Source organism: Reinekea marinisedimentorum (assembly GCF_004341165.1).
Lineage (GTDB): Bacteria > Pseudomonadota > Gammaproteobacteria > Pseudomonadales > Natronospirillaceae > Reinekea > Reinekea marinisedimentorum.
Genome location: NZ_SLZR01000001.1, coordinates 295,666 through 316,530, shown reverse-complemented (window position 1 = coordinate 316,530; position 20,865 = coordinate 295,666). Strand labels below are relative to the sequence as shown.

Annotated in this window: 17 protein-coding genes; 8 read left to right on the top strand and 9 right to left on the bottom strand. The window is 55.0% G+C overall.

What is annotated here, in order from left to right:
• Positions 1–66 precede the first annotated feature (66 nt).
• The 6 genes from coaBC (at position 67) to BCF53_RS01510 (ending at position 7,156) form a co-directional block, all read left to right on the top strand.
• Positions 67–1,281: a bifunctional phosphopantothenoylcysteine decarboxylase/phosphopantothenate--cysteine ligase CoaBC gene (coaBC, locus tag BCF53_RS01535; RefSeq protein ID WP_132699166.1), complete on the top strand. Its 1,215-nt coding sequence runs from the start codon at positions 67–69 to the stop codon at positions 1,279–1,281.
• Between the two features lies 1 nt (position 1,282).
• Positions 1,283–1,744, top strand: coding sequence for a dUTP diphosphatase (gene dut, locus BCF53_RS01530; protein WP_132699164.1), 462 nt, complete (start codon positions 1,283–1,285; stop codon positions 1,742–1,744).
• Between the two features lie 219 nt (positions 1,745–1,963).
• Positions 1,964–4,531: a phosphomannomutase/phosphoglucomutase gene (locus BCF53_RS19355; protein WP_132699162.1), complete on the top strand. Its 2,568-nt coding sequence runs from the start codon at positions 1,964–1,966 to the stop codon at positions 4,529–4,531.
• Positions 4,532–4,629: 98 nt separating this feature from the next.
• Complete coding sequence (gene argB / locus BCF53_RS01520; RefSeq protein WP_132699160.1) at positions 4,630–5,541, top strand: acetylglutamate kinase; 912 nt, start codon at positions 4,630–4,632, stop codon at positions 5,539–5,541.
• Entirely contained in the window at positions 5,538–6,146 is a 609-nt protein-coding gene (gene slmA, locus BCF53_RS01515) for a nucleoid occlusion factor SlmA (RefSeq protein WP_132699158.1), read from the top strand. The genes argB and slmA overlap by 4 nt, the downstream gene beginning before the upstream one ends.
• Positions 6,147–6,253: 107 nt before the next feature.
• On the top strand, positions 6,254–7,156 hold the full coding sequence (locus tag BCF53_RS01510) for a GGDEF domain-containing protein (RefSeq protein WP_132699156.1): 903 nt from the start codon (positions 6,254–6,256) through the stop codon (positions 7,154–7,156).
• 61 nt (positions 7,157–7,217) lie between these two features.
• Here BCF53_RS01510 and BCF53_RS01505 read toward each other — a convergent pair whose 3' ends face one another.
• The 6 genes from BCF53_RS01505 to gmk all read right to left on the bottom strand — a co-directional run bounded on the left by BCF53_RS01505 (position 7,218) and on the right by gmk (position 14,132).
• The gene (locus BCF53_RS01505) at positions 7,218–8,648 is read right to left on the bottom strand and encodes an aspartate kinase (protein ID WP_132699154.1); all 1,431 of its coding nucleotides are present in this window, start codon (positions 8,646–8,648) and stop codon (positions 7,218–7,220) included.
• A 413-nt stretch (positions 8,649–9,061) separates the two neighbouring features.
• The gene (locus tag BCF53_RS01500) at positions 9,062–10,276 is read right to left on the bottom strand and encodes a hypothetical protein (RefSeq protein ID WP_132699152.1); all 1,215 of its coding nucleotides are present in this window, start codon (positions 10,274–10,276) and stop codon (positions 9,062–9,064) included.
• Positions 10,277–10,321: 45 nt separating this feature from the next.
• Positions 10,322–10,846: a disulfide bond formation protein B gene (locus BCF53_RS01495; RefSeq protein ID WP_132699150.1), complete on the bottom strand. Its 525-nt coding sequence runs from the start codon at positions 10,844–10,846 to the stop codon at positions 10,322–10,324.
• A 115-nt stretch (positions 10,847–10,961) separates the two neighbouring features.
• On the bottom strand, positions 10,962–13,061 hold the full coding sequence (locus tag BCF53_RS01490) for a RelA/SpoT family protein (RefSeq protein WP_132699148.1): 2,100 nt from the start codon (positions 13,059–13,061) through the stop codon (positions 10,962–10,964).
• 109 nt (positions 13,062–13,170) lie between these two features.
• Positions 13,171–13,380: a DNA-directed RNA polymerase subunit omega gene (gene rpoZ, locus BCF53_RS01485; RefSeq protein ID WP_132699146.1), complete on the bottom strand. Its 210-nt coding sequence runs from the start codon at positions 13,378–13,380 to the stop codon at positions 13,171–13,173.
• 110 nt (positions 13,381–13,490) lie between these two features.
• Positions 13,491–14,132 (bottom strand): guanylate kinase, encoded by a 642-nt coding sequence (gene gmk / locus BCF53_RS01480; protein ID WP_132699144.1) that lies wholly within the window; start codon positions 14,130–14,132, stop codon positions 13,491–13,493.
• 159 nt (positions 14,133–14,291) lie between these two features.
• On the opposite strand from gmk, the gene BCF53_RS01475 reads away from it, so the two are divergent.
• Both BCF53_RS01475 and BCF53_RS01470 read left to right on the top strand, forming a co-directional pair.
• Positions 14,292–15,668, top strand: coding sequence for an MATE family efflux transporter (locus tag BCF53_RS01475; protein WP_132699142.1), 1,377 nt, complete (start codon positions 14,292–14,294; stop codon positions 15,666–15,668).
• A 131-nt stretch (positions 15,669–15,799) separates the two neighbouring features.
• The gene (locus BCF53_RS01470; RefSeq protein ID WP_132699140.1) at positions 15,800–18,097 is read left to right on the top strand and encodes an EAL domain-containing protein; all 2,298 of its coding nucleotides are present in this window, start codon (positions 15,800–15,802) and stop codon (positions 18,095–18,097) included.
• 3 nt (positions 18,098–18,100) lie between these two features.
• Here BCF53_RS01470 and BCF53_RS01465 read toward each other — a convergent pair whose 3' ends face one another.
• The 3 genes from BCF53_RS01465 to dmeF form a co-directional block, all read right to left on the bottom strand.
• The gene (locus BCF53_RS01465; protein WP_132699138.1) at positions 18,101–19,300 is read right to left on the bottom strand and encodes a putative manganese transporter; all 1,200 of its coding nucleotides are present in this window, start codon (positions 19,298–19,300) and stop codon (positions 18,101–18,103) included.
• A gap of 137 nt (positions 19,301–19,437) precedes the next feature.
• Entirely contained in the window at positions 19,438–19,854 is a 417-nt protein-coding gene (locus BCF53_RS01460; RefSeq protein WP_132699136.1) for a MarR family winged helix-turn-helix transcriptional regulator, read from the bottom strand.
• A complete protein-coding gene (gene dmeF / locus BCF53_RS01455; protein ID WP_132699134.1) occupies positions 19,854–20,834 on the bottom strand; it encodes a CDF family Co(II)/Ni(II) efflux transporter DmeF in 981 nt (326 codons plus the stop codon). The genes BCF53_RS01460 and dmeF overlap by 1 nt, the downstream gene beginning before the upstream one ends.
• Positions 20,835–20,865 lie beyond the last annotated feature (31 nt).

Here is a 20,865-nt window from a genome sequence, read left to right as displayed (position 1 = left end):
CGCCCGAATGAAACTCAATGTAAGCGCGCCGGTCGAACCAGCTAAAATCACGGACATTATTTCTTTATGAGCATTTCAGTTTTTGACAACAAACACGTCGTTATCGGTATTACTGGTGGCATCGCTGCCTATAAATCTGCCGAACTGGTTCGTCAGTTCATAAAGGCAGGTGCAGAAGTGCGCGTGGTGATGACCGAATCCGCGCAGGAGTTCATTACCCCCTTAACCCTGCAGGCGCTCTCCGGCAACCCCGTGAGCACCAGCCTGTTTGATAAAACCGCAGAGCTGGGCATGAGCCACATCGAACTGGCGAAATGGGCCGACCTGGTGGTCATTGCACCAGCAACGGCAGATACCATCGCCCGCATCAACGCCGGTATGGCCAACGACCTGCTGACCACGCTCTGCCTGGCAACCCGGGCGAAGGTGGCAATCGCCCCGGCGATGAACGAATTCATGTGGCATCACCCGCTGACACAACGCAATATGCAATCACTGCTGGAAATACTGCCCAATGCCTGCCAGTTTGGCCCGGCAGCGGGTGAGCAGGCCTGTGGCGACATGGGCTACGGCCGCATGCTGGAGCCGGTAGAAATCTTTGAGATGGCCAAGGCGCTGTTTCAGCCGCAGGACCTGAGCGGAAAAAGCCTGGTGATTACCGCAGGGCCGACGCAGGAGGCGATTGACCCGGTGCGCTACCTGTCCAATCACAGCAGCGGCAAGATGGGCTTTGCACTGGCTCAGGCAGCCAGCGAACGCGGCGCCACTGTCACCCTGATAGCCGGGCCGGTGAATCTGGCAACGCCGGCGGGTGTGAACCGGGTGGATGTCGTCAGTGCCAGTCAAATGTACGAAGCGGCGCTGAACAGCATCGCTGGCTGTGATGTCTTTATCGGCACCGCGGCAGTTGCTGACTACCGGCCAAGCAGCGCTGCAGACCAGAAGATCAAAAAGGACGGCAGCGGCGCAGAGCGCACCATCACGCTGATTGAAAACCCCGATATTCTCGCCAGCATTGGCCACCATGAAAACCGGCCGGCAACGGTGATCGGCTTCGCCGCTGAAACGCAGAAAACCGAGCAATATGCAGCCGACAAACTGCAACGCAAGAACGCCGATGCCATTGTCGCCAACGACGTGTCCCGCTCAGACATCGGCTTCGGTGCTGCCAACAATGAAGTCCTCTGGGTCTCTGACCAGCAAAGCGTCCCCTTTGGTCCGGCCTCTAAACGCGATGTGGCCCACTTCATCCTCGACCAGATTTTAAACCTCGGAAACTAACATGACTCACAAGCTGCAACTGAAAATTCTGGATCCACGCATCGGCACTGAAGAGATCCCGCTGCCAACCTATGGCACAGAAGGCTCTGCCGGTATGGACCTGCGCGCACTGCTCGACGAACCACTGACGCTGCAGCCGGGCGAAACCCGGTTGATCAACACCGGTCTGGCCATTTACATCGAAGACCCGGGCATTGCCGCGACCATTCTGCCGCGCTCCGGCCTTGGCCATAAAAAGGGCGTCGTGCTGGGCAATCTGGTTGGCCTGATTGATTCCGACTATCAGGGCGAGCTAATGATTTCCTGCTGGAACCGCGGCCAGGAGGCCTTCACCATCGAAAGCGGAGACCGCATTGCACAGCTGGTACTGGTGCCGGTGATTCAGGCGAGCTTCGACATTGTTGAAGAATTTGAGCATACCGACCGCGGCACCGGCGGCTTTGGCAGCACCGGCAAGGGCTGACCTTTTTGTAGCCTGCCAGATCAACTGAGCAGGCTTTTTTATCCAAAACCAAAAATCTCGCCTTAACGCTCAGACGATGTTCAGTTAAAGTAACTTTCATATTTACGGCATCTGCATCTAAAAGCCCACAAATGCAGCTGTTCAGAGCAGAAACATCAATTCCTGCTTTAATAAAAAGACGCATCCATATGCCATTGAGCAGTTAAGAGGACTTTATTCGTGGCCAAAAAGAAAGCGAACAAAGCAAACGAGCCCACAAAAAAGAAAAGCACGAAGAAAAAAGCAGCACCTAAGAAGCAAACCGGTCAGGGCAACAGAAGCATTCTGTCTTTTCTGTATATGCCGATCGTCATTGCCACGCTGTGCGTTGCTGCCATTGGCTACTTTCTTATCAGCTTTTATGCCGCACCGGTTGATCAGCACCACCGTCAACAGTTGGTCAATGCGGTCGCCGAAACCTATGAAGCCTACGTCAACAACGTACTGGCTGAGAAAAATACGCTGCTGAACCAGATCGCACAGTCTGCCGAGGTTGTGTCACTGATCGAGCAGGGCGATGAAGAGCTGCTGCTGCGCGCCGAATCACGAATTGCGGCTCAGATCCCCTATGGGCTGACGGTGCATCTGTCCCCCTTGCGCGGTGCACTGATGCAGAACGACACCTTCCCGCCACTCTCCCATGCCGGCCTGGATATGATCCGCAGGGCTGAACAGGGTCAGAACCCGGCCACCGAAGCACACCAGTACGATGGCACCGCCTACCTGCAAAGCGTTAAAGCGGTACGGGACAGCGAAGGCACTCTAATCGGTACTCTGGCCGTGACCCAGTCACTCGACTACCTGAAAAACCAGCTCGGCGGCATTGATGCCCGCAAGGGCAACCTGCTCATTCAGCAGCAGTTCCCCGGCGCGCCCAAACAGACGCTGGTCACCTACGGCACCAAAAACCGCAATCAGGTGATGCAGCTGCAGTCCTCCAACCCGAACTGGACATTGACCTTCCAACCGGCCGATGAACTGGCTCTGTCGAGCATACTGAATGCAAATATGCTGTGGCTGCACTTCGGCGCGCTGATTGTGCTGGTCTGTTTGCCGATCTTTGTTGCCGCGCAACGCCTGCAGGCTACCTTACGCAAAGATGCCAACTCCTTCGCGCGACAGGTGCAGAACATGCTCGCCGGCAAGGGCGCGGTTTCTGTCGACTATGATTTCGCCATCTTCACCTCGCTGGCCAAAGCCCTCAACCGCATGCAGATGGGTAAATTTACGCCCGGCAACGGCCCAACCATTATCGACTCCGCCATGGGGCGGCCAAATATGGCCGAGATCCAGCAGGATGTGGATGTCTCCATGATAGAAAGCGATGCCGATTTGCTCGGCATCAGCGAAGCCAGCAGCACGGTAGCCGCGCATGTCGATGTCGATGAGTCGATCTTTGGGGCTTACAGCATCGCCGGGGTTGTCGGCCAGACACTGACCCTGGATTCAGCGATGCAGATTGGCCAGGCAATTGGCTCGGAAGCCTACGACCGCGGTGAACAGAGCGTCATTGTTGCGCGCGATGGCCGGCTGTCGAGCTCAGAAATTAGCCATGCGCTGATCAAAGGCCTGGTGGCGAGCGGGCGCGATGTTGTCGATATCGGTGAAACCGCTGCACCGGTCTGTTCATTTGCCAGTGAGCATCTGCAGATTAGCTCCAGCGTTATGGTGACCGGAGACTACCTCGACAGTACCTATAACGGCTTCAAGGTTGTGCTCGGCGGTGCAGCTCTGACCGGCAATGAAATTAAGGGCCTGTATCACCGCATACAGAACCAGAACTTCCTCACCGGTGAGGGCAAGATCAATAACCAAAAAACCGACGATGCCTACCTCAGCCGGGTCAGCGAAGATGTGTCTGCGGCACGGCCATTGAAAGTGGTGGTCGATTGCGGCAATGGAGTGTCCGGGGTTGTGGCGCCACAGCTGATCAAGGGTGTGGGCTGTCATGTCCTGCCGCTGTTCTGCAATATCGATGGTAATTTCCCCAACCACCTGCCTAATCCGAGTAATCCAAAGAACCTGCAGGAGCTGACCCGCACCGTCATCGAAACCCGTGCCGACCTCGGTATCGCCTTCGATAACAGCGGCGACCGACTGGCGGTGGTCAGTAACTCCGGACAAATTATCTCTGCCGATAAGCTCATGATGCTGCTCGCCAAGCAGGTGGTTCAGAAGAATCCAGGCGCCACGGTTCTTTATGATGTGAAGAGCACTTTCCGCCTGAAGGCGCTGATTTCCGGCTACGGTGGCAAACCGGTCATGTGTCCGTCCGGGCACCCGCAGATTCGCCGCTCCATAAAAGAAAACAATGCCGCGCTGGCCGGCGAAATGAGCGGCCACTTCTTCTACAGTGACCGCTGGTATGGCTTTGAAGACGGCTTCTACACGGCCTGCCGTCTGCTTGAGCTGCTGAGCCAGCAAAGCGAAACTCTCGATACCCTGCTGAGCGAACTGCCACCGGATATCTCAACACCGGAGATCAGGATTGCCGCCAGCGATGAGCGTAAGCAAAAGGTCATCGAGGCCCTGGAAAGCCGGGGTGAATTCGGTGTCGGCCAGGTTTCTAATGTGGATGGCATTCGGGTTGAATTCCGAGATGGCTGGGGGGTTGTGCGTGCCTCAAGATCGACCTCAAACCTGTCGTGCCGCTTCGAAGCCGAGAGTGAAGAAGCCCTGCGCAAAATTCAGTCACTCTTTAAACAGCAATTACAAGCCGTTGACAGGCAGCTGCAAATTCCCTTTTAATTTCGCCGATTGCGCAAGTAAGCACTCACTTGCGCCCCTCTATTTTTCCGCTTCGACCGCTGTGCGGCGGAGCCAACTTTTATTTAACCGGATCGCTTATGCCCTTAGATAAAACTACCGCCCACGATTTCGTCAAAGTTCTGAATGAAGCCCTGCCGTACCTGCAAAAATTTCAGGGCACGACCATCGTTATCAAATACGGCGGTAACGCCATGGTCGATGAAAAACTCAAGGCCGGCTTTGCCCGCGACATCGTGTTATTGAAAACAGTCGGTATTAACCCGGTTGTCGTTCACGGTGGCGGCCCACAGATTGGTTCGCTGCTGGAAAAACTCAACATTGAGAGTAAATTCATCAACGGTATGCGGGTGACCACCGAAGAAACCATGGACGTTGTGGAAATGGTACTCGGCGGCCTGGTGAATAAAGACATCGTCTCGCTGATCAACCAGGCCGGCGGCCGCGCCTTTGGCCTGACCGGTAAGGATGCACACTGCATCAAAGCGAAGAAGCTGAAAGTCTCGGTCAACAGCCCGGATTTGCAGAAGTCAGAGATTATCGACATCGGTCACGTCGGAGAGGTTGAATCGATCGATAAAGCCTTTATCGAGCGCATGACAGACAGTGACTACATTCCGGTAATAGCACCGATTGGGGTAGGCTCCGACGGTCACAGCTACAACATCAATGCCGATCTGGTGGCCGGTAAAATGGCCGAGGTGCTCGGTGCTGAAAAGCTGATCCTGCTGACCAACATCGCCGGCCTGCAGGATAAAGAAGGCAATATACTGACCGGCCTTTCCACCGATCAGGTGAATGAGCTGATTAAAGACGGCACCATTTACGGCGGCATGCTGCCGAAAATTCAGTGTGCACTCGATGCTGTCCATTCCGGCGTCACCAGCGCGCACATCATTGATGGCCGCGTCCCGCATTCCACCCTGCTGGAAATATTCTCTGATACCGGTGTCGGCACGCTGATCACCAATGACCCAACGGGGGAAGCATGAGCAAGGCACCTGAAGCAGCATCCCGGCGCGATCAGATTCTGCAGTCGCTCGCGCAAATGCTGGAATCAAACCCAGGGCAGACCATAACCACCGCCAAACTGGCGAAAGAAGTGGGCGTATCGGAAGCGGCGCTGTACCGGCACTTCCCCAGTAAAACCAAAATGTTCGAAGGGCTGATCATCTTTATTGAAGAAACGCTGTTCACCCGCGTCAGCCGCATTCTTCAGGAAGAAGAGAACGCTTTGCCACGCTGTGAAGCCATTCTAACGCTGCTGCTGGCCTTCGCTGAGCGGAACCCGGGCATGTGCCGGATTCTGATCGGCGATGCACTGGCCGGCGATGTCGAGCGCCTGCGCTCACGCGTGGTGCAAATCTTCGACCGGCTGGAAACCCAGCTCAAGCAGATCATCCGTGAAGCCGAAATTCGCGAGGGCATTCGCCCGGTAATCCCGCTGAACCAGGCCTCCAACCTGATGCTGGTGCTGGCCGAAGGGCGTATTAATCAGTTTGTACGCAGCGAGTTCAAGCGCAAACCCACGCAGGACTGGGCCAGTCAGTGGTCGGTGGTCGCCAACGCCATCTTTGCCGGCAAGACCGCTCAGTAAACGCCCGCATCGGCACTGCATCATGGAGCGATGCAGGCCGTAACCGTCTATACTTCCTCTGGCTTCCTGAACGGAATCTCCCTCTACAACACAAGGATTTTGCCTCTATGAACGCTTCCGATACCCGAACAGCATCAAACATGCTGACTAACGGAATTGTCGTTGGCAGAAACACTGCAGTACTGCGCATTAACGAACAGCAACAGGCGATTGCCAGCAACCCCCAGGCACTGAAATGGCTTGGCAATGAAAAGTCACCCCGGCTGGAGCTCAATGACAGCTGGCTGGCAGAGCAGGAGGTGTTCCTGTGCGACCGCCAGTACCGCAGCCTGTCGGTAAAAAAGCTGATCAGCCAGAATCTGGATGACCCCTATGTCGGCATCAACAGCCAGGCGGGGACACGCTGGGTTCAGGTGCAGCGTTCGTCAGCAGCGGATGAAACCGGGGATCAGTTGCTGATACTCACCGACGTCAGTGATCTGGTGAATGAGATCATCGGCCTGCAGCAAAAGGCAGAAGACGCCGACACTCAGGATTACACCACCGGCCTGTATAACCGACGCTATGCCATACAGCGGCTCGATCAGATGCACCAGTTTGCCAAGCGTTATCAATCGGCCTTTGCACTGGCGATGATCGATATCGATCACTTTAAGCGCCTGAACGATACCTTTGGCCACACATTCGGCGACGAAGTACTGTCGCGGCTGGCCCGGCTGATCAAAAACAACTTCCGTGAAACCGATCTGTGCGCGCGCTATGGCGGCGAAGAATTTCTGGTGCTGATGCCGGAAACCAACGCCCACGATGCCATTCATACACTCGATCGACTGCGGCAGCAGGTATCGGAACTGAAGTGGCAGGAGATGCAGCGCCCGGTCACCATCAGCGCCGGCGTGGTTGAATGGGAGCCAAACAAGAGCCTTGAGCAGCTGATTTTCCTGTCGGATCAACGCCTGCTAACAGCCAAAAATGCCGGCCGCAATCAGGTATGCGGTAATCTGGCTTAGTTGATCAGGCATTAAAAAGGGCGCCATCTGCGCCCCCTTCATTTAACTGTAGTTTTCAGCCTCAGCCATTGTCGACCGGGTAACCCGGCTTCTCGATCAGTGCCTCATGCAGGCCAATGATGGTGGAATCGTACTGATCTTCTTCAACCACCAGGCGAACATCCACCTGACGAATACTCTGGTTCACCGCCATCACGTTAATGCTGCGCTCCGCCAGGGCGTTGGACATGCTCGACAGAATCCCCGGAATACTCATATCCGAGCCCATCACGGAAACCATCGCCACTTTGCGGCTGGTCATCTCAGCATTCGGGAAGTGACGCTCCAGACGCGCCTGAATGCGCTCGACCACCTTCAGGCCGGTATCCAGATAGAAGGTCACGGTATTGGCGTTGTGCTCTTTCGCCAGCATGGTGACGTTGAACTCATTCACCAGCCGCTGCAGCTCAATAAATTGCTGCGGCTCGCCAACCATATCCTGATCGAATACGTTCAGTGCATAAACATGGCGAATACCGGCGATGATCTCAACGCGCGGCGTTTTGGAGCGGTAATCGTTGGTGATCAGCGTGCCGTCGTGATCCGGCTCGAAGGTATTCTTCACCCGCAGCGGAATGTTCTGCTTGCGCAACCCCTTCGCAGCTTTGGGGTGAATGGCTTCCATACCGATCAGCGAAAGCTGGTCAGCAATATCGTAGTTGGTGCGGCCAATCGGCTTCACGTTCTGTTCACCGACAACCATCGGGTCGGCCGTGGACAGGTGGTATTCCTTGTGGATAACCGCCTCGCGGGCATCGGTCAGCTCGGCAATCTTGCTGAAGGTAATCTCGGAGTAGCCACGGTCAAAGGTGCCCATCAAGCCTTCCTGACACTGGGTATAGCCGGTCACGATCGGCATTTCTGTGGAAAAGTCGTAGCGCGAAAAGACGGACTTGATTTTATCGTCCAGCGGCAGGTTATCCTGCTCACGCCAGCCGGAAAGATCGACAAAGCGTGCGTTCACGCCTTCGGACTGCAGCAGCAGCGCGGTATTAAAAGCACTGTGTGCCTCGCCCACACCGGCAAGCATTTCACGCACCGTCGCCAGGTGTTCATTGATCTGAAAATGGCCATAAGAACAGACACGTTGCAGATCGAGCAGGCACGAGCGTATACCTTCCATGCGCTCGGTAATGAACTGATCGGCCTGCTTCAGCAGGTGCGGCTGCTCGAACAGCTCGGCGTTAATCTGTCGCATCTTCTTGGCCGTATCGGTCAGCGCCTCGCTCCACTGCCAGTCCGAATCATTATTGGCAAACAGTGCATACACGCCGGGCTCGCGGGTTTTCTTGTGCTCTAGCAAGTAGTTAGTCAAACCGCCGTAGGCTGAAACAACAAAAATTCTCTGGTACATATCTGCCTGAGAACGTGAAGTCTGAACGATGTTATCCCGCACGGCAGGATAATTACTCATCGATGTGCCACCTATCTTTTCAACGGTATGCAGTGCCATTAGTTGCCCTTTCCTTCCAACCTTGCTGAGCCACCGCTCAGGCTTTAATCATTTTTAATAAAGGAGGGCAGTGTAAGGAAATTCGGTTGAAACTCAATCAACAACCGTGGCTGGGCAGTGGAGTTTTGGCAAGGCGGCGTTGAATATTTTAAAAGGTAAGCAGACGCGAAGCGTGACCATCTGCGTCAATTCTTACAGCAGAAATGACGCTTTCCTTAATTTGTGTACCAAAATGTAAAAAAACCTGAATTTCCGCGGGTTCCAGACTATGTTGAAGGTGTTGAAGGGCCAAGTCCTGACAACAACACCTGTGATGGGGTTCACCCCAAAAAGGGCGCGCGGGCTGGCTGTCGGTTAGCTTGCAAGAGCACCGACACCCGGCGCCCTGCATTTCTGTTCAATATCCTGCTCAGTTAGCGCAGCTCCATGCGCCCAACACTGTTCACCGTTAATTCAAAGCTTTTACTCTGCTTGGCTGCCAGTTGTTCGGAAACCGGAATCTGCCGGTTGGTTTTGCCATCCCAGTGCGACAACTGCAATGCCACGCTCGCCGGTTGATCAGAACGGTTGGCCAGCGTCAGCAGCCAGCGGTTCTGACCTCGTGATTCAGCCTTCAGCACCACCAGATTGCTCTGCCCTAAACTCAGGCTCGCTTCGGTTTCCAGCGACGGCTGATAGTAGCTGGTCAGCATCGCCAGCTGCTGATCAAACAGTGGCACCTTCACAGACCCCGAAAGCTCGGGCATCGGCTGATCGGAAACCAGCCGCAGTGAAGCCTGCGCGGCCACGGTACCTGTCTGGCGGGTATCCCAGCGAATGCTGTAATTACGCTCAACCTCGGTCAGTGCCACCGATTGTAGGGGCAGCCACTGGCGCGAACCGGCCGGCAGGTTAAAGGGCTGATCTGAAACCAACAGCGGAACGCCTTGGCTCTGGCTTTGTTGCGGTACGCCAACGGCATCGCTTTCGGCCATTACTGCGGCCCGCATCATGGCTTTCGGCTGGGCAGACTGGGCGTAGCTGTAACCGGGCGATTGGATATCAACAGCGCCGGGGTTGGCGACGATCAGCTCCTGCACCAGCGACGGCTGATCATCCTCCAGGTTCAACCGGTAATGTACTTGTGCGGTTACCTCGGTATCCCACCAGGCATAACGCAGGTTGTCGTTGCGCTTGCGCGGTTGAACGAGCTCAAAGCTAAAGGCTTCGCTATGGGCAACAGCCGGCCAGGACAGCTGATGCCATTGTTCGCGAGGCCAGTAACGAAGCATTTTGCCCTGCCGTAACACCAGCATGTCATAGCTGACATCTTCCACCAGCCACAGGCCGGGCTGATCATTGAGTTCCACCGTGCTGCCCGCTTTCGGCAGCACACCCTGCTGCTGAGAACGCCACACCAGCTGGCTACCGGGTTTTTCTGTCTGCCACCAGAAATTGTCAGGGGTCACATTGTTCAGTGGTAAGGGCACCACCGTTTGCTGTGCATGCAGCGCCTGTGAGCGCGATAACCAGCTGCCAGAATCGGAAAAATACACCCAGTCAACCTGCAACGGCTCACTGATTGCAGCTGCAGACCAAAGCATCAACAGGGCACTGCTGCCCCGTTTCGCGGACGAAAATAGACTCATCTGAAACACTCCCTAGGTTCAGCCGGGCAGTGCCTGATGCCGGGGCTAAACGCGAATTACACCAAAAGACTTAAGCAGCTGAACAGCCAACGCCGCCACTGCAATGAAGAACAGCACAATCACACCGTATAGCAAGCCTTCGCCCATGGTCAGTCCAAACACGAAGTCCGGCGTGAAGCCACAGAAGGTCATCACTTCAAACACCTGCGGCAGCCACTCATGCAGCGGCATCCAGGACGGGAAGCCGGCATCCATACCACAGCTGGATTCCATGATGCCACGCTCCACTAACACCGCTTCACGGCTGACCTTCCACAGAAAGCCAAGAGTCACGATCAGCGCCGAATGGGCGACATAGCGCACGGCCAGCAGGCGATTGCCAATCAGCCCGACCAGTGCGATCAGCACACCCAGCAGTGTCCAGGCACGCGATTGAATACATAGCCCGCACGGTGGCTCGCCCAGTACATACTGATAAAACAGGGCAACAGCTTCCATGCCCAGGCCAACGATGATGACAGCCGACCAATACCAGCGTGATTGCACAAAGGAGGATAGAAAACGGATCATGAACGCAGCCTTAAGAGAATCGAAAGGCTGCCATTATAGGTAGTAAACAATGGGAATTGTTTAGTTTTTCACTCGCATCATGTGTACAGGCTGCTAAGAAAACGTAAAGAACGTACTAAATTCGCTCGATCTTAGACACCGTTGGCAATGCATGCAGGCGTTTGATCACCCGGCTCAGATGCTTACGGCCGGAGACGGCCACCACCAGCGACATGCGGGTGTTGCTGGCATCGACATCCTGCATCTGAATGGATTCGATATTGGCATCGGCATGGGAAACCGCATTGGCCACACTGGCCAGCACCCCACGGGCGTTGCGCAGGTCGACACGAATTTCAACCTGAAACTCGCCTTCCATGGCCTTATCCCAGTGCAGATGCAGGCATCGGTCTGGATCATTGCGTAAATCGGCAATATTGCGGCACTGCTCGGTATGCACCACCATGCCTTTACCCTTACTCATAACCCCGACAATCGGGTCACCGGGAATAGGGCGACAGCACTTGGCGTAGGTAATGAGCAGGCCATCGGTGCCCTGAATCGTCAGCGAGCTGTGCTCGGCCTTGAGTTCTTCGCTGCTCAGCTGCAACAAACGCCGGGCCACCATATAGGCGGTTTTGTTGCCGGTGCCGATCTCTTCAAACAGATGGTCGGCATCGCGCAGAGAGGATTCTTCAAGCACCGCATTAACGACACCCGCTGGCACCGCCTCAAAGTTACTGTCGAGCGACTCCATCTGGTTATCGAGCAGCTTCTTACCCAGACGAATGGCATCCTGCCGCTCCATCGTGGAGAGGAAATGGCGAATGTTGGCGCGCGCCTTGGCGGTGAAGACAAAGTTCAGCCAGGCCGGATTCGGGCGGGCACCCGGTGCGGTAATAATCTTGATGGAATCGCCGCTGTTCAGTGCCTGGCTCAGTGGCGCAAGCTTGCGGTTAACCAAACAACCGACACAGCTGTTGCCGACATCAGTATGGACGGCGTAGGCAAAATCGACCGGTGTTGCGCCCTTGGGCAGCTCCATAATCCGGCCCTTGGGCGTAAAGACATAGATCTCATCCGGGAACAGGTCGATCTTCACGTTCTCGATAAACTCAACCGAATCGCCGGCGTTTTCCTGCATTTCCAGCAGGCTTTTCACCCAACGCCGTGCCCGGGCGTGTGTCTGCGTGGTCTGCGAGTCATCCATCTTATACAGCCAATGGGCGGCGATACCGTGGTTGGCCATGTCTTCCATGTCATGCGTGCGTATCTGAATCTCAATCGGCACGCCGCTCAGGCCAATCAGCGTGGTATGCAGTGACTGATAACCATTGGTCTTGGGAATGGCGATGTAATCTTTAAAGCGGTTGGGCACCGGCTTGTAGAGGTTATGCACGACACCGAGAATGCGATAGCAGGAGTCGATGGAATCGGTGGTAATCCGGAAGGCATATACATCGAGAATTTCTTTCAGAGACTTCCGCTTTTCGCGCATCTTTTTGTAGATTGAATACAGATGCTTTTCCCGGCCATTCACTTCCGCGCTGATGCCTTCGTCGGCCAGCCGGTTGCTCAGCGCCGTGCCGATAATCTCGACCATCTCTTTGCGCGCACCAAACTGCTTGCGAATGGCCGAGCGGATGCGCTCAGCCCGCAGCGGGTACATGGATTCAAACGACAGGTCTTCCAGCTCAACCCGCAGATCGTTAATACCCAGACGCAGTGCAATGGGCGCGTAGATTTCCAGCGTCTCGCGCGACTTACGGCGTTTTTTCTCCGGCGGCATGGAGCTCATGGTGCGCATGTTGTGCAGCCGGTCGGCCAGCTTGACCAGAATAACGCGAATGTCCTTCGACATCGCCAACACCATCTTCTGGAAGTTTTCTGCCTGCTCTTCGAGTTTGCTTTCAAACTCCAGATGGGTCAGTTTGGAAACGCCGTCGACCAGATCTGCAACGCCTTCACCAAACTGTTCGATGATGGCCTCTTTGGCCACGGCGGTGTCTTCAAGAACATCGTGCAGCATGGCGGCCATCAGGCTCTGATGGTCCATGTGCATCTCTGAAAGGATATTGGCAACGGCCAGCGGATGGGTGATGTAACGCTCACCACTGCGACGCATCTGACCTTCGTGAGCTTGCTCAGCATAGAAGTAGGCGCGCTTAACCCGGGCGACCTTTTCAGGCGAAAGGTAGTCGTCCAGTCTTACGGCAAGGTCGTGTACAGTGGCCAAGGCAGCTCCATCAGAATTGTTTATCTTAGCCTTAAGTTTATTGAATCACTTATAAACGGCAATAAAAAACCGGGCAAAAGCCCGGTTTATTTTTAAAAAGCCCGAAAGATTACTCTTCGTTGCTTTCCAGAATGCTTGCGTTGATTTTGCCTTCAGCGATTTCACGCAGCGCAATAACGGTTGGCTTGTCGTTATCTTCCTCAACCATCATTTCAGCGCCATCGTTGGCGATCTGGCGTGCACGCTTGCTAGCGACCATGATTAACTCAAAACGGTTATCAACTTTATCCAGACAATCTTCTACGGTTACGCGTGCCACGGTATTCTCCTATGTGCATTTTTTGCAAGGTGCGCAATTGTACGGAAATTGGCCGTTTTGGCAATCTTTAAAAGGCCTCTGCGCGGCCATTTCAAAGCGCCAACCGGCAATTAATTCAGTAATTGTTCAATTAAGGCTTCGTAACGCACCTGCTGCTGAGCAATCGCGGTACGGTTGGCGGTAAAGATGGTACACATCTCATCCAGCGCCTTATAGAAATCGTCATTGATGATCAGGTAATCAAACTCGGCGTAGTGCGACATCTCTGAAACGGCGTCGCGCATACGGCGGGCAACCACTTCAGCGCTGTCCTGCTGGCGTTTTTCCAAACGTTCCTGCAGCGCTTCTTTGGAAGGCGGCAAAATATAGATGCTCTTACAGTCCGGCATCAGCTTACGAACCTGCTGCGCTCCCTGCCAGTCGATCTCCAGAATCACATCGTGGCCGGCATCAAGCTGGCGCTGCACATACTTCTGCGAGGTACCGTAGTAGTTATCAAACACCTGGGCGTGCTCGAGGAACTCACCCTCACCGACGCGCTGCACAAATTCTTCGCTGTTGATAAAGTGGTAGTGCTGGCCATCTTCCTCGCCGGGACGCATGGCCCGGGTGGTATGGGAGATGGAAAGGTAAACAAACGACAGGCGCTTGATCAGCGCATTCACCAAGCTGCTTTTACCGGCACCACTTGGCGCAGCAACGATGTAAAGAGTGCCCGGCACTATGGCTTCAGCCGCTAAAATTAAAGACATAATAAGACCTGATTAAACTGCAATTAACTGGCCGCCAATAATAGCAGGCTAGACCGCCAATGAGTGCATCAAATCAGCGCTTATTTATTCCTAAGCTGTAGCAACAGGCGTACAATGCCGCCCCCATGTAACCGCATACATTGTTAACCGGGAGCCGCAGTGCCGCATTCCTCGAACCTCAGCAAGCGCATGAATATCCGCACCCTTGTCTGGCCGATATTCATCGAAACCCTGCTGCGCATGAGCATCATGACCATCGATGTCACCATGATTGCACGCTATTCACAGGAAGCGGTGGCCGCCATTGGCCTGACCGGGCACTTTGTGGTGTTCATGATCATCAGCTACATGATCGTGGCCTCGGGCAGTGCGATTCTGATTGGCCAAAACCTGGGGGCAAACCGAAAACAGGAAGCCCGGAGCTATTCTGAAGCCGGTATTCTATTGATGCTGATTTTCAGCGCTGCGGTGGGCCTGCTCTTCTTTATGGCCAGCGACGCGATTGTTTCGCTCTATGGCATGGCGCCAATTCCGGAGGCCTACGCTAAGGGGTACCTGCTGATTGTCGGCTCGCTGTCACTCGGCATGGCACTGAGCATTGGCTTTTCGACCATCCTGCGCGCCTACGGCTACAGCAAATCGCCCATGATTATTCAGCTGATGGCCGGTGTTATTAATGGACTGGGCAACTTCGCCGCGCTGTTCGGGCCGTTCGGCCTGCCGGTGACCGGCGTCACCGGTGTCGCCTTTGCCACCGTTGCCAGCCAGCTGATCTCGGCCTTTGTCGCCTACCGGCTAATCCGCCGCCACAGCATTCCGTTTTCGTTCCGGCAGATATTCAACACAGAAGCGACGCGCATGAAGGACATTCTCAAGCTCGGCCTGCCCAATGCCGGCGAAGGCATGTCGTACAATCTGGCGCAGGTGAGCATCATGTTCTTCATCGCCCAGCTCGGCACCATGGCGCTGGCGGCGGCGACCATAGTGCAGACCCTGCAGCGGTTGATCTTCGCCTACGCCATGGCCATGGGCAACGGCTCACAGATTCTTTCTTCCTATATGGTTGGTCAGGACCGCAAACAGGAGCTGCGCAGCAACGTGCACCGCTACTGGCTGCTGGGCATCGCCGTGTCATTCGGTCTGACCGCGCTGATTTACAGCCTGCGGGCACCGCTGGCCGCCTTCTTCAGCGATGACCCGCAAACTCAGCAGCTGATTGGCGCGGTGCTGCTGGTGTCTTTTTATCTGGAAACCGGCCGGGCGGTGAACCTGATTGTCATCTCTGCACTGAAGGGTGCCGGTGATGTGGTGTTTCCGGTGAAAATCGGCATTGTCAGCATGTGGGGCATCGGTGTGTTTCTGGCCTGGCTGCTTGGCCTGCACTGGGGCTTTGGCCTGGTCGGGGTCTGGTTCGCGGTTGGTACCGACGAATGGACCCGCGCGTTGATCGTGATTGTACGCTGGCATCGCGGGCGCTGGAAGTCGAAATCCAAGGTACTCAAGCCGCTGGCCGCTGAGGCCATAGAAGCCAACTAGTTGCCCGTCAGAAATGACACCAGCACGCCAGAGGGTTCGCCGCAGTTGAGCACGCAAAGAATTATTCTGCTGCTAACCTTAGGGGGTCAGGTATTCTGCCGACGTTATGTGCAGCTGAGTAATCGGATTTTATGAAACAAGAATTTCTGGAAATTTTCCCCTGGGGCGAACACTTCGAACTGGGTGTCGCCGAGATCGATGCTCAGCACAAAATTTTATTGCAGGCCCTGAACGAGATGGCCACCGGGATAATTTTTGAAGAACCGGTGGCAACCCTGAACACGCGCTTCGAGCTGTTCATCGAAGGCGCACGTCACCACTTCAAAACCGAAGAAAAGCTCTGGCAGCAATACGAGCAGGAAAACCCGCTGCTCCTTGGCCACCGGCTCGATCACGTCAAACTGCTGGAAAAGACCGCCGAGTTGCAACACCAGCTTGAAGGGAATCCGCAATCCGCGCTGATCGAACAAACCCTGGCGGTGCTGTCGAAATGGCTCGCAACCCAGATTCTTGAAGAAGACAAATACGCGGTTGAATACGTTCTGGCCCGCCAGCGCGGTCTCGACCACCGACAGGCGCACAGCCATGCGCAGCACCAGGTCGACAGCGCAAAAAACCGGATCGTTAAGGTGGTTGTTACCAACTTTAACAGCCTGTCGAATATCACCCGCCACCTGACCCGCAAGGTCACGGAGGCACGCATGGTTAAAAACCTGCTCGCAGCCAGCGAAAAACGCCTGCAGGAAGCCATGGACTACGCCCAGATCGGCTACTGGGATTTTTCAGCCGGCGGTAAAGAGGTGACCTGGTCGGACCAGATGTACGATCTGTTTGGCCTCGATAAGCACCAGGTTCCGGCAGGGCCGGCAACACTGTGCAGCATCATGGACGAGCACTATCATGCTCAGTTCAAATGTTCGCTGGATAGCGCCTTTGAGCGCGGCACCGAGCATTTTGTGGAATACCCGATCACCCGCCCGGATAACGGCGAGGTCCGCTGGATCGAATGCCGCGGCCAGATTATCTATGACGCCAATGGCCAGCCCGAAAGAATGTCCGGCTTTGTACAGGACATCACCAAACACAAAGAATCCGAACGCAAAGTTGAGCAACTGGCCTTTTTCGACCCGCTAACGGCGCTGCCCAATCGCCGGCTGCTGGTCGACCGTCTGGAACAGGTGCTGATCGCCACGGCACGCAGCAGCAAGAACAACGCACTGCTGTTTTTGGACATCGACCACTTCAAAACCCTGAACGACAGCTATGGCCATGACGTTGGGGATCAACTGCTGATCGAACTCAGCAAGCGGCTCTCTGACTGCCTGCGCAAAGAAGACACTCTGGCCAGGATTGGCGGCGACGAATTCGTGATCATGCTGGAAAACCTCGATGAAAACCCGATGAAGGCGGCCCTGCAGAGCGAGCTGATCGGCAACAACATTCTCAACTCGTTGAATAAGCCATTTCAGCTCAGCGACATCCAGTACAACAGCACGGTGAGCATTGGCATCACCCTGTTCAGCGGCCATGAAAATGGCTCGACCGAGCTGATGAAGCAGGCCGATATCGCCATGTATCAGGCGAAAAGCCGCGGCCGCAATGCGCTGTGCTTTTTTGACCCGGAGATGCAGAACAGGGTTTCCAGCCAAATGGAGCTGGAAGCGCAACTGCGCCTGGCGCTGCAACAGAAGCAATTCCAGCTGTATTACCAGCCTCAGGTGAATGCGCAAGGGCAAATTTGTGGTGCCGAAGCGTTGCTGCGCTGGCAGCAGCCCAATGGTGAACTCACCGCCCCGGGCAGCTTCATTACGCTGGCCGAAGAGACCGGGCTCATTATCCCGATCGGCGAATGGGTTCTGGCCAGTGCCTGCGAGCAATTGCAGCAGTGGCAGCGCCAATCGCATACAGAAGCGCTGACGCTCTCTGTAAACGTCAGCATTAAACAATTCCGCCAGCCAGATTTCGCCACCCGGGTGCTGAGCATTCTGCGCAACTACAACCTGAACCCGGCACAACTAAAGCTGGAACTGACAGAAACGCTGCTGTTGACCGATGTTGAACGCACCGTGGCGCAAATGAACGAACTCAACCGGGTGGGGATTCAGTTTTCGCTGGATGACTTTGGCACCGGCTATTCATCGCTGCAGTACCTGAAGCAACTGCCGCTCTATCAGCTGAAGATCGATCGCTCCTTCGTACGCGATGTGCTCATTGACCACAGTGATCAATCCATTGTGACCACCATTATCTCGATGGCCAATGGCCTGGGCTTGGAGGTCATTGCGGAGGGTGTTGAGACCGGCGAGCAGCAGCACTTTCTGTCTCAGCAGGGCTGCCGTCACTTTCAGGGGTTCTGGTTTAGCCGCCCGGTGGCGGTCGATGACTTTTCGCGGTTACTGGAACAGCCGGCATTGCCGGCTGTGGGGTGATGGTTACACTTCGAACAACAGGAAGTAGCCATAGCCAACGACCAAAGCCGGAACAGCTGAGTAGAAGGTCGCCACCAGTGCGGCCTTTGGCGCCAGGGCAATGGCCGGGAACAGGGCATCACCATCGTTGGAGATAGAGTTAGAAATCTGCGTCGATAGCGGTACCGCGCCGGCAAGGTACAAACTGGATACCAGAATCTGCGGGCCACAGCCGGGCAACATACCCACCGCCAAGCCAATCAATGGCATCCAGACACCCCAGCCAGAGAAGGCCGCCGCTAAATCCACTCCGGAAAACGCCGTGCTCAGTTCAAAGACCAGGAACGCCACCACCACCCAGGCGGTAACAAAGTTGGTATCCTGAGCCGTCTTCTGCATCGGCCCGGCGGACTTAAATTTGGTGTCTTCAGAAACCACATCCTCATAGCTGCCAACCTCTTTGGTAATTGCCCATAAAACCATGCTGACGATCAACAGGGCGGCTCCGGCCCACTCAATGGATATCTCCGGCAACCCAAAGAAGGCATTAGCATCGATTTGAAACGAACCCAACCCTGCAATCACGGCGACCGGAATCAACAACACGGCCCAGAATTGCCCCTGCAAATTAGAACCTTTCTGTTCACGACTGACCTCAACGGCGCAGGCCGGCTGCTTTACTGCATCCTTTTGTTCAGGTCGCAGAAAGCTGTCGGCGTGCATGGCGTTCACAATCCAGCCGGAAACCGCGCCAACAACAACGCCCATGGCAACCAACGCCAGGCCAATCTCAGGCTTAGCCGCCAACAACAGGAAGGCCGCATCGCCCATGGTTGAAGTTAAAACCGCCACCAGAGCCCCGAAACCAACCCGGCCGCTGACGAATTGTGTGGCCACAATGATGGCACCGCCGCAACCGGGTAAGGCACCCAACAAAGCAGAAAAGAACACCTGATAGTTGCGCGAGCTGTTGAATAACTGAACGACCTTGTTGTCGCTGCTGATCACCTTAGAGATCAAGTGGTAGATCGCCAGCGTGAAAGCGACATAGGCAGAGACCGCCCAGAATGCATCCGCCAGGGTGTTCACCACCACTTCACGGGTCGGCTCGGCAATCAAAAGTGCAAACATGGCTACCGGCAACACCAAACGTTTGTTCTGAACACGGAATTGAGACTTAAAGCCTGCTGCGCGCTCCGATTGAATTGCATTGATAAGTTGCATGTCTGTTTCCTTAACTCTAATGAGAATGATTATCATTTTAAGTAAAGATTCAAACAACGCAATAGCCCGGGCAGGCTAAACCATCAGAATAAATGAATATTGATGTAAAGTTTAATCGATCAAACCGAACGTGGTCCCTAAAACTGTCGGTTCATGACCTCCAGCGCGGCCAGCAGGGCGGCTTCCTGCTCTGTGGATAAGCCACGTGTCAGCTCCGCTACCAAGGCCATATGCAGCTGATTATGGTGGTTATGTATCTTCAGCCCCTCTGCGGTTAAGCCAACCAGAATTGAGCGCTTGTCCTGCGGATGTGAGCGGCGCTCAATCAACTCTGCCTTGACCAGTTTTTCAATCTGTACCGTCAGCGTGCCGGTGGTAATGCCAAGCCGCTCGGCCAGTTCTTTCATGCGCAGGTTGCCGTAATTGCCGAGCACCTCGATGGTATGAATCTGCGCCAGTGAGTAGCCAGTTTCCCTGACGACAGACTGCTCCCAGGAAGACATCTTGTCGTAAAACTCAGTGATGAGCTGATTCAGCTTGGTAAGGTTATTCATTATTGTGTGCTGTCAATTTCCAGAGTCAGGTGGTCAATCTTACTGAACCGCGCCAGCAGTTGCGATTTGATTTCCTGCACGGTTTTTTCCGAGGCCCGCTTCAGGCTGATGGCAGCACAATAGTTCTCGGCGCTGACACGCCAGATGTGAAGGTCGGTGACTTCACCCTCGTTCGCCAGGAAGGTTTTCACCTCATCCCGATAATGATCACTGATGCTTTCATCCAGCAGCACCGGGCCGGTTTGCTTGAGCAGGCCCAGCGTCCACTTAAGGATGACACCGGCGCCAACAATCCCCATCACCGCATCCAGCCAGTACCAGCCCAGGTACTTACCGAACAGCAGGGCTACGATCGCCAGCACCGAGGTTAGTGTATCGGCCAGTACATGCATATAGGCTGCCCGCAGGTTGTGGTCATGATGCTCATGGCCATGATCGTGATCGTGATCGTGATCGTGATCGTGGTCGTGGTCGTGGTCGTGGTCGTGGTCGTGGTCGTGGTCGTGGTCGTGGTCGTGATGATGGTGGTGGTCCTTGAGCAAAAACATACTGCCCAGGTTCACAGCAAGGCCAATAACCGCGACCAGAATTGCCTCATTGAACTGAATGGATTGCGGCCCGATCAACCGGTGGATCGACTCAACGATCATAAACAGCGCCACCATACCCAGTGCGATGGCACTGGCGAATCCGGCCAGCACATTCACCTTACCCGGGCCAAACGAATAGCGCCCACTGTACAGATGCTTTTGCGTGAACCGGTAGGCAAACAGGGCGATGGCAAAGGCAACGGTATGGGTCGCCATGTGCCAGCCATCGGCTAACAACGCCATTGACCCAAACACAGTACCGGCAACAATCTCGGCCACCATCGCCGTCACCGTGAGCAGCAGTACATAGACCGTTTTACGTTCACCGTCCTTACGCGGGTTGACGAAGGTGTGGGCGTGAGCGCAGTTAGAAGCAGCATTACCAGACATATAGTTTGACCATCAAAGTAAATTTACTGGC